The sequence below is a fragment of the Pseudomonas sp. Bout1 genome (assembly GCF_034314165.1).
In the GTDB taxonomy this organism is placed as follows: Bacteria; Pseudomonadota; Gammaproteobacteria; order Pseudomonadales; family Pseudomonadaceae; genus Aquipseudomonas.
The window spans coordinates 41498-55156 of sequence record NZ_JAVIWK010000002.1; the positions used below are offsets into that span (position 1 = coordinate 41498).

The 13659-nt window shown below is 51.8% G+C and carries 15 protein-coding genes and 3 pseudogenes; 16 read left to right on the forward strand and 2 right to left on the reverse strand.

The window, feature by feature from the left end:
• The first annotated feature begins 34 nt into the window (after positions 1-34).
• From RGV33_RS33015 to RGV33_RS33070, 13 genes and pseudogenes are all read left to right on the forward strand, one after another.
• Positions 35-241 (forward strand): hypothetical protein, encoded by a 207-nt coding sequence (locus RGV33_RS33015; protein ID WP_322148846.1) that lies wholly within the window; start codon positions 35-37, stop codon positions 239-241.
• Positions 242-465: 224 nt separating this feature from the next.
• A complete protein-coding gene (locus tag RGV33_RS33020; protein ID WP_322148847.1) occupies positions 466-654 on the forward strand; it encodes a hypothetical protein in 189 nt (62 codons plus the stop codon).
• 1 nt (position 655) lies between these two features.
• Positions 656-1348: pseudogene (locus RGV33_RS33025) on the forward strand (SOS response-associated peptidase).
• A 159-nt stretch (positions 1349-1507) separates the two neighbouring features.
• Positions 1508-2131, forward strand: coding sequence for a recombinase family protein (locus RGV33_RS33030; RefSeq protein ID WP_322148849.1), 624 nt, complete (start codon positions 1508-1510; stop codon positions 2129-2131).
• A gap of 624 nt (positions 2132-2755) precedes the next feature.
• The gene (locus RGV33_RS33035; RefSeq protein ID WP_322148850.1) at positions 2756-3322 is read left to right on the forward strand and encodes a hypothetical protein; all 567 of its coding nucleotides are present in this window, start codon (positions 2756-2758) and stop codon (positions 3320-3322) included.
• Positions 3323-3335: 13 nt separating this feature from the next.
• Positions 3336-3866 (forward strand): hypothetical protein, encoded by a 531-nt coding sequence (locus tag RGV33_RS33040; RefSeq protein WP_322148851.1) that lies wholly within the window; start codon positions 3336-3338, stop codon positions 3864-3866.
• A gap of 385 nt (positions 3867-4251) precedes the next feature.
• On the forward strand, positions 4252-4500 hold the full coding sequence (locus tag RGV33_RS33045) for a DUF2934 domain-containing protein (protein ID WP_322148852.1): 249 nt from the start codon (positions 4252-4254) through the stop codon (positions 4498-4500).
• A gap of 706 nt (positions 4501-5206) precedes the next feature.
• Positions 5207-5572: pseudogene (locus RGV33_RS34405) on the forward strand (sensor histidine kinase); the annotation flags it as partial.
• A gap of 854 nt (positions 5573-6426) precedes the next feature.
• Entirely contained in the window at positions 6427-7134 is a 708-nt protein-coding gene (locus RGV33_RS33050) for a hypothetical protein (protein WP_322148853.1), read from the forward strand.
• Positions 7135-7536: 402 nt separating this feature from the next.
• A pseudogene (locus RGV33_RS33055) lies at positions 7537-8366 on the forward strand (MinD/ParA family protein).
• A gap of 77 nt (positions 8367-8443) precedes the next feature.
• Positions 8444-8818 carry a chemotaxis response regulator CheY gene (locus RGV33_RS33060; protein ID WP_322148854.1) on the forward strand — a complete coding sequence of 125 codons (375 nt, stop codon included), beginning with the start codon at positions 8444-8446 and terminating at the stop codon, positions 8816-8818.
• Between the two features lie 81 nt (positions 8819-8899).
• The gene (locus RGV33_RS33065) at positions 8900-9283 is read left to right on the forward strand and encodes a response regulator (protein ID WP_322148855.1); all 384 of its coding nucleotides are present in this window, start codon (positions 8900-8902) and stop codon (positions 9281-9283) included.
• Between the two features lie 318 nt (positions 9284-9601).
• On the forward strand, positions 9602-9901 hold the full coding sequence (locus tag RGV33_RS33070) for a hypothetical protein (protein ID WP_322148857.1): 300 nt from the start codon (positions 9602-9604) through the stop codon (positions 9899-9901).
• A gap of 110 nt (positions 9902-10011) precedes the next feature.
• Here RGV33_RS33070 and RGV33_RS33075 read toward each other — a convergent pair whose 3' ends face one another.
• Positions 10012-10158, reverse strand: a complete 147-nt coding sequence (locus RGV33_RS33075) for a hypothetical protein (protein WP_322148858.1) — start codon at positions 10156-10158, stop codon at positions 10012-10014.
• 886 nt (positions 10159-11044) lie between these two features.
• Here RGV33_RS33075 and RGV33_RS33080 point away from each other — a divergent pair.
• From RGV33_RS33080 to RGV33_RS33090, 3 genes are all read left to right on the forward strand, one after another.
• Positions 11045-11881 (forward strand): DUF932 domain-containing protein, encoded by an 837-nt coding sequence (locus RGV33_RS33080; RefSeq protein ID WP_322148859.1) that lies wholly within the window; start codon positions 11045-11047, stop codon positions 11879-11881.
• Between the two features lie 56 nt (positions 11882-11937).
• Positions 11938-12366 (forward strand): hypothetical protein, encoded by a 429-nt coding sequence (locus RGV33_RS33085; RefSeq protein ID WP_322148860.1) that lies wholly within the window; start codon positions 11938-11940, stop codon positions 12364-12366.
• 131 nt (positions 12367-12497) lie between these two features.
• Complete coding sequence (locus RGV33_RS33090; protein ID WP_322148862.1) at positions 12498-12800, forward strand: TrfB-related DNA-binding protein; 303 nt, start codon at positions 12498-12500, stop codon at positions 12798-12800.
• A 574-nt stretch (positions 12801-13374) separates the two neighbouring features.
• Here RGV33_RS33090 and RGV33_RS33095 read toward each other — a convergent pair.
• Positions 13375-13527: a type II toxin-antitoxin system RelE family toxin gene (locus tag RGV33_RS33095; RefSeq protein WP_322148864.1), complete on the reverse strand. Its 153-nt coding sequence runs from the start codon at positions 13525-13527 to the stop codon at positions 13375-13377.
• Positions 13528-13659: the final 132 nt, after the last annotated feature.

The window sequence follows — 13659 nt, forward strand, 5'->3', positions numbered from 1 at the left end:
TTTGCGGATCAAACACAGCTTCCCATATGACTAAATGACGAAAATAGAGATTTTCGGTCAGCCGGAAAATGCTTGGTACGATTGGCGTGTTCTGTACAAGGACGAGATTGTTAATCAGTCCAATGAAGGCTACGGGCACGATCTTGAAGCGCTTAAAGACGGGTTGAACTGGATGATCGAGTTCATTAATGGCCACAAGGAACCTGTGACCCCACCCGGCCCGTTTGGTCGCTGGTACTAGCCCATTCACCCACTGGAGCGAAGGCATGACCAATACCACAGCAAACCTTGAGGCTATGGCCGAGTGGCAGCCTTGTTAGACGATGAATCAGAGCGCAAAGACCTTGCCCTATGGCATTCACAGCTTCTTGATAAAGCGGGCACCATGCAGGCAGCTGGAGCCATTGACGATGGCGAAGCACGCGAACTGGCCGACGCCCCGTTAAGTCACTGGTCTGACACAGAATGAAGCTCCTAACAGAACTGCATGCGCTAGACGAAGACGCCCAGGAAGAAATCACACGGTATTTGGCTGACTACGACTCGCACGGCGACGATGGTGCGATAGACCATTCCCACCTCGATGATTTGAACGAACAGCTTCGGTTTGCCCGCGGTACCTATCAACGTGCGGCCCAGGCAACAGGAGCCTAGTATGTGTGGTCGATTCGTGATGTCAGATCCATGGATGAATACGTTCATGAACTTGACCCGCAAGGCGAGCTATTCGCTCAGGTCGATAAGACACCCATACAGCGCTACAACATTGCACCCGGTATGTTCAAGTGATTCACGTAGACCCGGACGGGCCACACATCAGCTCTGTTCACTGGGGTTGGAAACGTGAGGTGCAGTGGCCTAAACCGAGGATCGTGCAACCTATCAATGCGCGTATCGAAACGATTGCGAAAGGCCGCTTCTACAAGACCCTTTTCCCAGATCACCGCGCCTTAATCCCTGCCGATGGCTGGTATGAATGGGTACGTGACGAACTTGATGAAAAGAAGAAACAACCCTTCTTCATCCGCTTGAAGTCGCACAAGCCTATGTTTTTTGCAGGGTTGGCTCAGGTGCAGCAAGGCGAGTCACCCGACGAACCTCCCGGATTTTTGATCATCACCGGGGATTCAGATTCAGGGATGCTCGATGTACACGACCGACGCCCAGTCGTTCTGACCCCTGAACTCGCTCGCGAATGGCTTCAACCAAACCTGACGAAAGACCGTGCAAAGGAAAATAGCCAAGGATCTTGGCCAACCCGCGGATGATTTTGAGTGGTATCCAGTTTCAAAGGATTGTCGGCAACGTAAAAAACAAGGGCGAATACCTCATCAAATCCGTTGATTGAATAGTGTTCACCAAACGACCGTTTTCTGAACACTTTCAAAACGCTCGGGCAACCGGGCATTTTTTTAAGCTTGAGTGTCCAGAAACCCATAAACCTAACAGTGTCAAGTAAACGTGTCAGAATATGACCTTCTGATCGATCACACGGCGGGAGCAATTTATGCGCGACATCAGCGACCATTCGACACCGGATTTAATCGCTGGGGGGATACGCATCGGCTACGCCCGAGTCAGCAAGCAGGATCAAAATCTTGATCTTCAAACCGACGCGCTCAAAGCCGCAGGCTGCACCCGGATCTACAAAGAGAAAATTACCGGAGCAAAAGCCAAGGCCCCGCGACCCGAACAAGAGAACATGGTCAAAGCTCTACGCCGTGGGGATACCGTTGTCGTTTGGCAACTGTCTCGCCTTGGCCGTGATCTTCAAGAGTTAATCAGCCTAGTGAACCTCTTCCAGCAAATGGGAGTGACGTTCGAAGTGATCACCGAGAACTACGACACCTCAACTGCCCAGGGCAAATTCATGCTTGGCATGTTCGCATCCCTGGCCGCCTATGAACGTGATCGACTCATTGAGCGAACGCATGCCGGACTTGCAGCAGCTCGGGCACGCGGTCGCGTTGGAGGCCGTAAACCGAAGATCGGAGACAAGGAGCGCAACGAGATTGCCATTTTGTTAGCCAATCCCCGCATGACAGTGAAAGACGTTGCCGCCAGGTACGGCGTCAGTCGCACGACTATTTACAAGCACTGCCCTGTGAGTGAGCCAGTCGGAAGTGACTGACTAGCGAAGGCGCAGCCGTAGTCTGTCGGGCGCTTCCGACTGGCCGCTGCCGCAGGCGACTTTGACGGCCTATCAGCAACACCAGAGTGGGAGGTAATTGAGATCATAAGAAGGATGACTTCAAACCCCTTGATTTACACGGCCTCCAGAGGCGTTGGTAGCTCACTATATGGCCTAGGGTTAGGCCAGTTGATGCACTAGGGTGGTCCTCAGTTGGTGGTCTACCCTAGGTCACAGTTGGTGACCTACCCCCCTGAATGATCTACCCCTAGGTCATCCGTGCTCGATGGCCTGCAAAGTTGCTCATTAGAGAGCAAATATGATCCACCCCTAGGCCATTGTTTGACCTACCCCTAGATCATCCATGCTCGTTGGGAAACAAAGCTTGCTCGATAACAAGCAGGAATGACCTACCCCTAGGTCACAGTGTGACCTACCCCTAGGTCACAGTGTGACCTACCCCTGGGCCATATTTGCTCGATAACGAGCAAATATGATCTACCCATTGAGTTTGGATGTGGGATAAGATGCGGCTTATCAAGCAAATTTGCTTGATAACGAGCAGGTATGACCTACCCCTAGGTCACAGTATGACCTACCCCCCCTTTAGCTGAGTGAGGCCGGATGAAAGACGAAGACAAAGAGGTGCGGAATTTACATCAGCCAGCCCCTAGAGGGACATGGGTGCAGACAGAACGTGCAGCTCATGAAGCGCTGGCCGTACTGATTGCCGAAGCCCCTCGGGCAGCTCAGCTGCTGCATGTGCTCATTGCGAATATGGACAAAAGCAACGCGCTAATAGCCAGCCATGCAACGCTTGCACAGCTATCGGGAGTTTCGACCACCACCACCAAACGCGCTCTGCGTGTCCTGACCAAACAAGCATGGATACAAACCATCCAGCTTGGCGGCGACCGTGGCGGTGCCTTGGCCTATGTCGTAAACAGCCGGATAGCTTGGGCTGATAGTCGCGACAATCTCAAATACGCCCGATTCAATGCCCGCGTGCTGGTTTCGTCTGCCGATCAAGCTGACTTGGGTACTGGTGAACTGCGCGGCATTCCATCAGCTGATAAAGGTGACATCCAAATGCCCCACGGCGAAGGACTGCCCCCACCTAATCAGGATAGTTTTGATGAATTGCTGCCAGACCTGCCAGCGATTCAACTGACTAACAACGACCTCCAGTAAGGAGGATTGGCCAATGAGCGCAAAGACAAGATCAATCCCCGGCTTTGATGGCGAACGTACCGCCGTTGATGTCTACCTGGCTAAACACCGGCCTCAGAATCAAGAGACTGTCGGAAAGGGTTACCCCTTCAATCCGACGCTGCGCGAGAATTTTTCAACAACTGCCAATGAGTACCGCGAACCACTGGAAACGGAAGATTGGTGGGGCTTGCCCTACATCGAAACGTATTCGTGGGAACAGAGCGAAGCACACGACCGCAGGGTTCAAGGCTGTCACCGCGCAGAGGGTAACGAGTTCGCAATCAGCGACGATGAGCTAAACGCCAAATTGGCCAAAAGCAGGCCTACTTCTAGGAGTTGTATCCGGAAGGGAAGCTGTACAACGTCCTCTGTCTGGACGGCGGCGCATGGGATCGACCTACAGACTGGGGCACATTCCCGACGCTCGATGAAGCGCTTGAGTGCTGTGAGCTTGGGCCAGTACGAAGACGCGAAAAATAAAAGCAGGAGCGGAGGGGGTGAAACCCGCGCCCGGCAAGGCTAACGGGTCTCTTTGGCTCTGCGAAGGAGCGCAAGGCCGCAGTATATCAAAACGCTTTGGAACAGCAATGAGCGACATCGCTCCAATCCACCGCTCGTACGTACGCTGTAAGTTGCACGAGACACAGTCCCCCGGTTCGGTTGGTGACGTCATCCTTCCCATCGAAATGGAGAACAGAGTAACCGCGGATTTACGGAGTCTTTAGGACGCTTTCCAACGCATTCACGATTCGACTGCTAGAGTTCATAGGCTCTTGATAAGCAGGTTTTCGAACGACGGAACGCCTGACACTGCATTTGAGCAAAGCAATTACCCATGTGAGGGCGTGGGACCGCTTACGTCCATTACCTGCTTGAGTAGAACGCTGGGACAACTGAACGGAGAAGCAATGATGGACGAGCGAAAAATCAAAGAGGCCGCTTATGCTCTTTGGGAGCAAGACGGCAAACCTAATGGCCAAGACTTGGAACATTGGTTCAAAGCGAGCAGTAGCCTTGGAAATGACTCTCAAGAAGATGGGCAAGGTTCATCTTTGGGCGAAGAAACGCAAGATGTGGCCTTGTCAGATCATCTCGCGAACGACGAGAACGGTAAGCCTGAGGCCACCGCTAAGAAATCCCAAAGCAAAAAAGAATAGAATTCGATGCGATTTTCCGAATTTATTCTGGAAAATTTCGCGCTATTTTTACACGCTAGGGGAGCGCTTCGCGAGCGCAATGCCGACGCCCCCCCGGCAATGGATCCTGTAGGTTAAGAATCACACGACTGTGTTGACGACCGTGTAGAACTGCTGCGGTTATTGGTTGAGGCTAATCAGCAGCTCGTGTTGGCCACCTTATCAGCTCGGGAATTGCGCCAATACCTAGTACAGCTGAGAAATCTGATTTGTTTCATGAGGTGCGTGAAGCGAATGAGCAGCTAGTCATTTCTGCCCTACATGCACACAAGCTTCAGGCCCATGCCGAGCATGCATTGGCTAAGCAAAGAAATGCCTTGGCGTCCGTGGCTCATGAGATGCGTAATCCTTTGACGCCGATCAGCATGCTAGCTTAGAGGATGGTGCGGACGCCACGCGAAAAACTTCCTGAAATGTGCGCACTGATCCAGGACCAGGTGAAACACTTGTCACGCATGATCGAAGATTTGCTTGATGTTTCCCGGGCGAGTAGTGGCAAATTACGGCTCAACTACGCACATGTCGACCTCATCTGTATTCTCCGTCAAGCGATCGATGCATGCAGTCCATTGATGGCCGCGAAGAGCTTGCAATGTGAAGTGGATATTCCTGACGGGCCATTGATCGCGAATGGTGATTTCATCAGAGTTTCGCAGTCTTCACCAATGTCCTCACTAATGCTGCCAAGTACACACAAGGTTCTGGACTAGTCAGAATTATAGCTACAGCTGATATAGATCGGCTCAAGATCGTGGTATCCGACAACGGCATCGGGATTTCTTCAAAGTCCCTTCCGTTAATTTTCGACGCGTATGTACAGGATGCTCGAGCTATCGGCTTCAATGGTACAGGATTAGGAATTGGGCTCACGGTTGTCCGTGAGCTGGTTGATGCCCCACGCTGGAACTGTCACTGGAAGCAGCGAAGGGCAGGGAAAAGGCAGTCAATTCACCCTCATTTTCTCGCTACTAAACCCGCTAAAATAAAAACTTGCGCGCCATCCCACCAGACGACAAGCAGCCTTTACAGGTGACGCGTCTCCGCCACCGAACGGGCACGCGCGTGGTGAAGTGCAATGCAAACGTCTAGTCAGTGCTGACGCAGTGAGGTGGTCAGGTACGGTGCAATTTCCAACAAGCGGCCTGCGCACCGTCCTGCAGGGCGGTTTGCTCACCCATCCGCGAGTTACCAGGTGGCTCGCCGTCATCGTTTGGTAGCGCACGCCCCGATGTTCTATCCGCCGCTGTGCCTTGCCTGCAAGGTGCTTTCGCGACATATCCTCGGGCGATGAAACTGCCCTCCGGTATTCCACGACACCTTGCACGCGGCCCGTCTCTGGATAGAACGGGCTTACCGCGACCAACCGAAGCCGACGAGCAGATCCACCACCGGCAGCGCGCTCCAATGCGAAGGGGGTTTGAGGCTCGCTGCGCGTGTTAGGGGCGAATAGAGGAAACGGAAATTTGAGTACGCTAAGCGCTCTGCGCTGTCAGGTTGAGGTCGTAGAGGTGAATGCCGATGGGACGGAAGCCGGAGATGGCAGTCCCTTTCATCGGAAATTATCCATTAAGTTGACGTCAATATTATGTTGTCTCGTAGGCTGATGTTAGAATGCCACCTTCCATGAGGCCACGCTCCCAATAAAACCCGTCCGATACATCTATGGAACCTATGAAACGGCTGTTTTTTCAGTGCCGAGTACGCTGGCAAGCGTAAGCACCCCTTGCGACCAAATGGATCGGATCGGATCGGATCGGGTCTGGTGCTGGAAGGGCTTGATCGATGATCAAGATGTTTTTTGAGAAAATTGGGTTTTTCATGGTGCCTCATCAAGAGCAATTCTAGAGATCCTTAGATAGGAGACTCTACTTCAGGGTGGTATTTTGATTGAAATTAAATGCAGTAATTTTTAAATTTGGATTAATAGTACAAGTCCTGGTGCTAGTAGCGTTTTTATTCCCGGAAACGGCCGTTGTGTTGTGCTCTGATAAAAATAACATAAATTTAAGCAGTGAATTAGGATCTAATTTTAATGAAGACAAAGCCTCTTTAAGGATGAAATCAAACGAACAAAATAGCTTCTTTTCGTTAATGTCACTAGAATTTTCAAGCTTAGAAAAAACATTAGACAACGCAGATTTTAAAAATACAGACTCTATGACCGCTTGGTTAAAGTACCTGTTGGTAGCCGGTGGCTTGATGGGGCTAGTGGGATTGCTAATGATGGCTCTCCGCAGAAAAAAAACAAGAAGCATTATATCTGTAAAGCCATTCCATCTATGCTCTTTGAATCCGGTACTAGTGCCGTTATCGTATCAACCCTGCAATCAATGCGACACATTAATTAAGTATTCAAAAAATACCAAACATTTGTCAAGAATCTCGGAAATATGGGTGATAGAGATTACCATATTGAGCGCATTTGAGCGTAAGAAATCTGCAGCAGCGATTAAGGGGATGAAACTGCCGGTTATACGACTGGAAAATAATTTTATTATTGTTGGACCTTACAAAAGAAAGTTAGAAGCAGCGAAAGTAGTAGGTGATCTATATGAATCTCACAATGTAAGAGGCTGGTTAACACCGGGTAACTGATAAAACAAACATATACAAACTAGAAAAACCATTTTTTAACCGACGCTTATCATTATGTCGCATATTTCTATCAATAAACTTAAATAAAATACCCAGGCTAAGTCATCCACTGACGTGGTTTATCATATTTTTTAATCGGCTTCGATCTTCATCGGGGACGATGGTTTGAAGTCTAACTGTTTTGAGTGGGCAGACGGAAACTGGTACGTTTTTTGCTTGCGGCTATGAAGGCGCCAATTTAAAGGCTCACAAGAGAAAGCTACAGATGGTTCATGTTTTAAGCGCCTCCCAGGTCGCCTAGGCGGAACATAAAAATCGAGCTTTCCCACAATCAGATCAGAAAGTGTTTTGTAGCCCATCTCGAAGACAGAAGCGGCCACCACTGAGACTAGGAGTACGAAAATGAGCCGCATGTATCCAGTGCAGGTCATTGCTGTGACAGGAGGCAAAGGTGGCGTCGGTAAGACGAATGTAGCAGTAAATCTGTCATTGGCATTGGCCGAGCGCGGTCGGCAGATCATGTTGCTCGATGCTGATCTCGGTCTGGCAAATGTCGATGTTTTACTCGGGTTAGCCCCCTCCCAAAACCTTGCCGACGTGATTAAGGGGCGGTGTGAACTGCGGGATGTGATCCTGCAAGGCCCTCGCGGAATCAGCATCGTTCCTGGCGCTTCGGGCTGCCAAAGCATGACTCACTTAACGCCAGGTCAGCACGCGGGAATAATTCAAGCCTTTAATGATATCGACAAAAAAATTGACGTGCTTGTCATCGACACGGCCGGCGGCATAGGTAGCTCGGTTATCAGTTGTATCCGTGCATCCCGCGAAGTGTTAATGGTCGTGTGTGATGAGCCCACTTCAGTTACCAACACCTATGCGATGATAAAAATGCTCAGCCAGTCTTACGGCATGAATCGTTTCCGCATACTCGTTAACATGACACAGAGCCCCCAAGAAGGACCCAACCTTTTTGCTAGGTTGGCCCGTGTTACCAATCTTTTTCTGGACGTGAGCTTACAATATGTTGGTGCCGTACCTTATGATGAATGCATGCGCAAGGCTGTGAAAAAACAGCGTGCTGTATACGATGCTTTTCCTCGTTCTCAGTGCTCCTTGGCATTTAAGGCTATCGCAAAAAAATAGATGTTTGGCCATTACCAGAGAACCCGTGTGGGCACTTGGAATTTTTTGGTGAGCGACTGTTAGCTTCTCCAATGCGGAGAGAACTGTGAGTTATAGTTTAGGTCTGTAACCGTATTTAATTGATTAACATAGTGATGGTAATTTCGAGGTTGAGTTGAATAAAAATATGAAAATCCTTATCGTTGATGACTTTTCAACAATGCGACGGATCATAAAAAATTTGTTGCGCGATATTGGATTCATTAACACGTTTGAGGCAGATGACGGAACGACTGCACTACCGATGCTGCAAAAAGGTAGCTTCGATTTTCTAATCACTGATTGGAATATGCCGGGTATGTCCGGTATTGATCTTTTGAATTATGTGCGTGCTGATGAGCGTATCAAATATCTCCCGGTTCTAATGGTGACAGCCGAAGCTAAACGTGAGCAGATCATTAAGGCCGCCGAAGCTGGAGTGAACGGTTACGTAATCAAGCCCTTCACGGCACAAGTCTTAAAGGAAAAAATTGAGAAGATTTTCGAGCGCATTAATAATTAAGCTGTATCGCCAGTTAGCGAAGCTGCCATAGCCTGACACTGAATTGGCGGCTCCATAACGAGAGATTGGGAAGTTGAGCTTATGCATCCTAGGGTATTGCTGATTGAGGACAATGAAATTTTGCGCTTTTTGATCGCTGATGCGCTGTCATTGATCGACGCGCACGTGACCGAGTGCTCCACGGCTGATGATGCTCTGCTGGCCCTTGCGCTGGGGAAAAACGCATCGATCGACTTGGTATTGACTGATATCCGTATGCCTGGCGACCTAAATGGCTTCGAACTAGCCAAAATCATCTGGACACGGTGGCCGCAAATTCCCGTTATATTGACCTCGGGTGACACGCGCGTGTCCCGCGACCAATTGCCTGCGCACTCGACTTTCATGGTCAAGCCCTGGACGTTGGATCAACTTTACCAAGTGATCGGTGAACGACTGCAGAATGTACCGTCCGAATCGTCTTAAATTGATGTGGAAAGGCACCCGCACCCAAGTGCTTGGCCTTGTCTGATGAACGAGCCCTGTGGTCAAACAGCAGTGGTGCGACCGAAGCGCCTACGAACCGGGTGTCGTATGTAAGACTCAAAGTTACCCAAGGGTGTCATCATAGATGGTTCGAACAGACTGCGACGTGTGAAGGTATTTTTCCTACGATGATTTCGAGTCTGGTTTCAAAGCATAAATGAGCTATTTGCGTGAATAATGCCCTGTTGACTGCAAGACAGTCCGTTCGCTTGTATACAATCTAATTGTTTCCCCCTCAGTGTTCTGCTCCTCGGCGCCATGCTTTCCTACGGCGTGGGAAGGCTAGATAACGAGCATCAGCGTAGCAGAGACCGCGCCGAAATAGCTTTGAAACTCAGCGGCTTAGGAGCGCAACTGGAAAAGCATATTCGTTCTGCATTCAGCGAGACTGAAGGCATCGCTCAGCTGCTTAGCGGCGACGGTTTCATTTCTTCGGTGCATTTACTCAATATGGCGCAGGGAGTGATCGATTCAAAGCCCTATATTTTGCATGTCGCCCTGGCACCCAATGACATGCCGGGCAGCCAAGTGGCGGATGGCGAGTGGTGTCGTTGCTAAAATCCCGACTATTTCTCATGCCCTTAGGCGGCACGCTTCTGCTCAGTCTTTTTTGCTTTATTGGTCAGTTTTAGCGTTTTAGCCACCGCCTCGTTCGTCGGCGCAACACCTTACTCTGGGAAGAAATCACCGAACGCCAGATCATCAAGTCTTCCTTGGCACAGAGCGAAGACCGTTTCCGGCGTCAAAAGCTCTGGGTTTTTGGGATTGTGTTGTTCACTGTCGTCGGCTGGGCACAGCAGCGGTACGTCAAACATACCGCTCAGGGCTGACTACGAGTGACATTGTGCGGCTGTTGCAAAAGATCCCGCAGCAATGCCTTGTATCTCACCGACGCCGCCTGATATGCCGTTGCCCCCTCAAGGTTAGAAACACTAGATGTAGTGCAAAAACCAGCTGCCGGCGCGCATTTTCAACACAAGATGTAGTGTTCTGGTTGGCCAATGGCCGGGCGTGTTCGGCTACGCCTCAGCGGCTGTCGTGAGCCAAGCCCCGGCCAAGAGCGCGCCGGGTCTTGGCCCTTCGGGCTTCCATCCTCACGCCTTCGCCCGTAAACGGGCTGCGCGCTCCGCTTGCCTCCGGTCGCAAGCGACCTGCGCACCGTCCTGCAGGACGGTTTGCCCGCACTCCGCGAGTGACCAGGTAGCCCGCCGTCATCGTTTGGTAGCGAACGCCCCGATGTTCTATCCGCCGCTGTGCCTTGCCTGCAAGGTGCTTTCGCGGCATATCCTCGGGCGATGAAACTGCCCTCCGGTATTCCACGACACCTTGCACGCGGCCCGTCTCTGGATAGAACGGGCTTACCGCGACCAACCGAAGCCGACGAGCAGATCCACCACCGGCAGCGCGCTCCAATGCGAAGGGGTTTTGAGGCTCGCTGCGCGAGCGCTGTTAAAAGGATTTGTTTCCCGCTCTAACGCTCGGCACTCGGAGCAGATCAGCACGGCCTCGGTGTCAAGGGGAAAGGGAATTCTCGCGTGCGAGAAAGGAGTATTTATTAGTCATTTAGACAAATTAGATTTTACAAAAGGTAGACGTATTTGGCGGGATTTGAGATACTAACCACGTCGAAGCAATACCGCTAAGACACCCCGAAACATGCGGCGGCAACCGCCTCGGGGAAATCTGCGAAGGAGTTTCAAAATGCGTCTATCCAGCAATTTCCGTAACCCGCAAATGATCCGCAGCGACGTACCGCTGACTAACGATGAGATCGCCCGCGTTGCGCCGTCGATCTTCGCGAACGAGGCCCACCAAAGCCGCTCCGATCGTTATCTGTACATCCCTACCGTAGACGTGCTGGAAAGCCTGCGCCGCGAAGGTTTCCTGCCTTTCATGGCTTGCCAAACCCGCGTACGCAACGAAGAAAAGCGCGACCACACAAAGCACATGATTCGCCTGCGCCATGCTGACCAGATCATGAGCAAAGAGGCTAACGAAATCATTCTGCTGAACAGCCACGACGGCACTAGCAGTTATCAAATGATGGCAGGTTGCTTTCGTTTCGTGTGCGCCAACGGTCTTGTCCTGGGCGATGCGACCATGGATCAGAAAGTGCGCCACATGGGCAGTGCTGACATCGTAGGCGAAGTCATCGAAGGCGCTTATGAAGTGCTGAACCAGTTTGAAGCCATCGAAGAACAGCGCGACATCATGAAGCAAACCAAGCTGCGCGAATTCGAACAGCTGGCCTTGGCTCAGGGCGCGCTTGCCTATCGTTATGATCAACGTGAAGGCCCGGCCCCCGTCACAGCCAGTCAACTGCTTTCAGCTCGCCGCTCCGAGGATCGTTCCGACGACCTCTGGACCACCTTCAACCGCATTCAGGAAAACACCATCCGTGGCGGATTGCGTGGCCGCAACAAACAAGGCCGCCGCACAACCACTCGCCAAGTGAACGGCATCGATCAGGACGTGAAACTTAATCGCGCGCTGTGGGCCATGGCCGAGGCGCTGCGCGCTGGCCAGCAAGCAGCGTAACCACCAACACCGGGCGCTTATAGCGCCCGGATCCTGTTGCGGTAGGAGATTCAGCCATGTCTAAAGTTTTCTATGTACCCGGCCAAACCTCGATCATCGATTACGCCCGGGAAATTGCCCCCGGCAAATGGGCCACCCGTTGCCGTTTGTTAATGCTGGCTGAATTGCAGATCAGCCACCCCGGCGCTGTACTTGGCGACGAAGAAGCATTTTTGCTCGATCAGGAGGCCACCCATGGAACCCGGCCAACTGAAACAACCGCTGCCCGATACGATTACGCATTCAGTCACCTAGCGGTGTCCGACTTCGCAGCCGACGAGCAGTGTGATTCATTCAAACTTGAGTGCTGCGAAGTCGGGAACGTGACCCGTATTTTTGCGCACTGGGAGGGTCGGTATTGGACGTTCCTTGGCTTGGCCAACCTCCCGCACCAGGTCATCGTCGAAAGGCTTTCACAAAGCCGCACAGGCGTCCCGGCGATTTGACCAAATGGAGAGTGAGGCAATGCCCAATAATCATGTAACCAATCCCCGTTCTGAAAAGTACGAATGGGACGACATCAAGAAAGGAAAGCGCCTAAAAGACGCGCACCCACCCCCGACCTAGGAGAGCTTGAATGCAGCAACCAAAATACACTGCCGAACAGTGGGACGAATTCAAGGACGCCTTTCGCGGCTTGAACATCGGAACTGTCGAGCTGGCCCGTGCGGTATTGGTCGACGGGGTTCGTCCCTCGGACTTGGCCAAGAAGACTGGCGAGTCCCGACAGCTCGTTTATGCAGCAGTGAAGCGCGTCCGCGGGATCTTGCAGCAGCACGGCGCAGAAGAACTTGTGCCGGTCATGGTCTGGCTCCCACCCGAGCTGGCAGAGCAGGTGCGGCAGATGGCTGCGCCCTATGACCAGCCAAAATCGAAGTAGGAAGAAATTGCCCGAGGTAACGAATATGAGCAATCCGGAAATTGAAAATCTGGCCGAGAAACGTGCCGATTACAAACGTGTGAAAACGAGGATGGACGGGCCAGCAGAAAGGCTTTTCTACGCCGTCATTTCATGAGGATCGTAGCGATAGTATTCACCGTCGCTGTGGTACTGGTGACGACCATCATCAACAAGGACAGCGAAGTAACCCTCCAAACGGCATGCTGAATACGTTGGCCTTGGGTGCGTGGGTTAGCCTGGCTTACGCCTATCTTGCCGCTATCGTTTCGTCAGTCACCGGCTCAGCCACAGTTTTGCGTTTCATGGGCGGCGCATACTTTGTCGCGCTGATGAGCTGGGCAATGTGGTTTATCACTTCCAACTAAGGGGAGCCTGCAGAATTCGGAAAAAATCGTACGTTAAGGTTTTCCGAAACAGGCATAGGTCGGCCAGGTCGATGCGCACCCAGTAAGTGGCTTCTCCCTGCCAGGGCCAGGATCCAGGCAGAGACGCACCAAAAAGCCGGATCAGTCGCTTGCGCGAGCGGGATGAACAGGTTCCCGTGAATAACGAACTACGTATCAGGCCAGCCAATCTTGACCACCAGGATGCGCAACGCGCCGTCCTCGATGCTGCTGATGAGGCGGTAGTCACCTACCCGATACTTCCAAAAATCGCCCAAGCGTGAGCCTTTTAAAGCTTCGCCAATGCTCCGCGGATCCTCCAGAAGCCCAGGCGCAGCCGCTGAATCTGTGGGGCCTTTTTACGATGCCCCGTTATGCGTAAGGCGGTGCCTACTCTTCATTGCCGTCTTCGGCTTCATAAAGCGCCACGCGCACATCCTCGGCCAAATCGATCA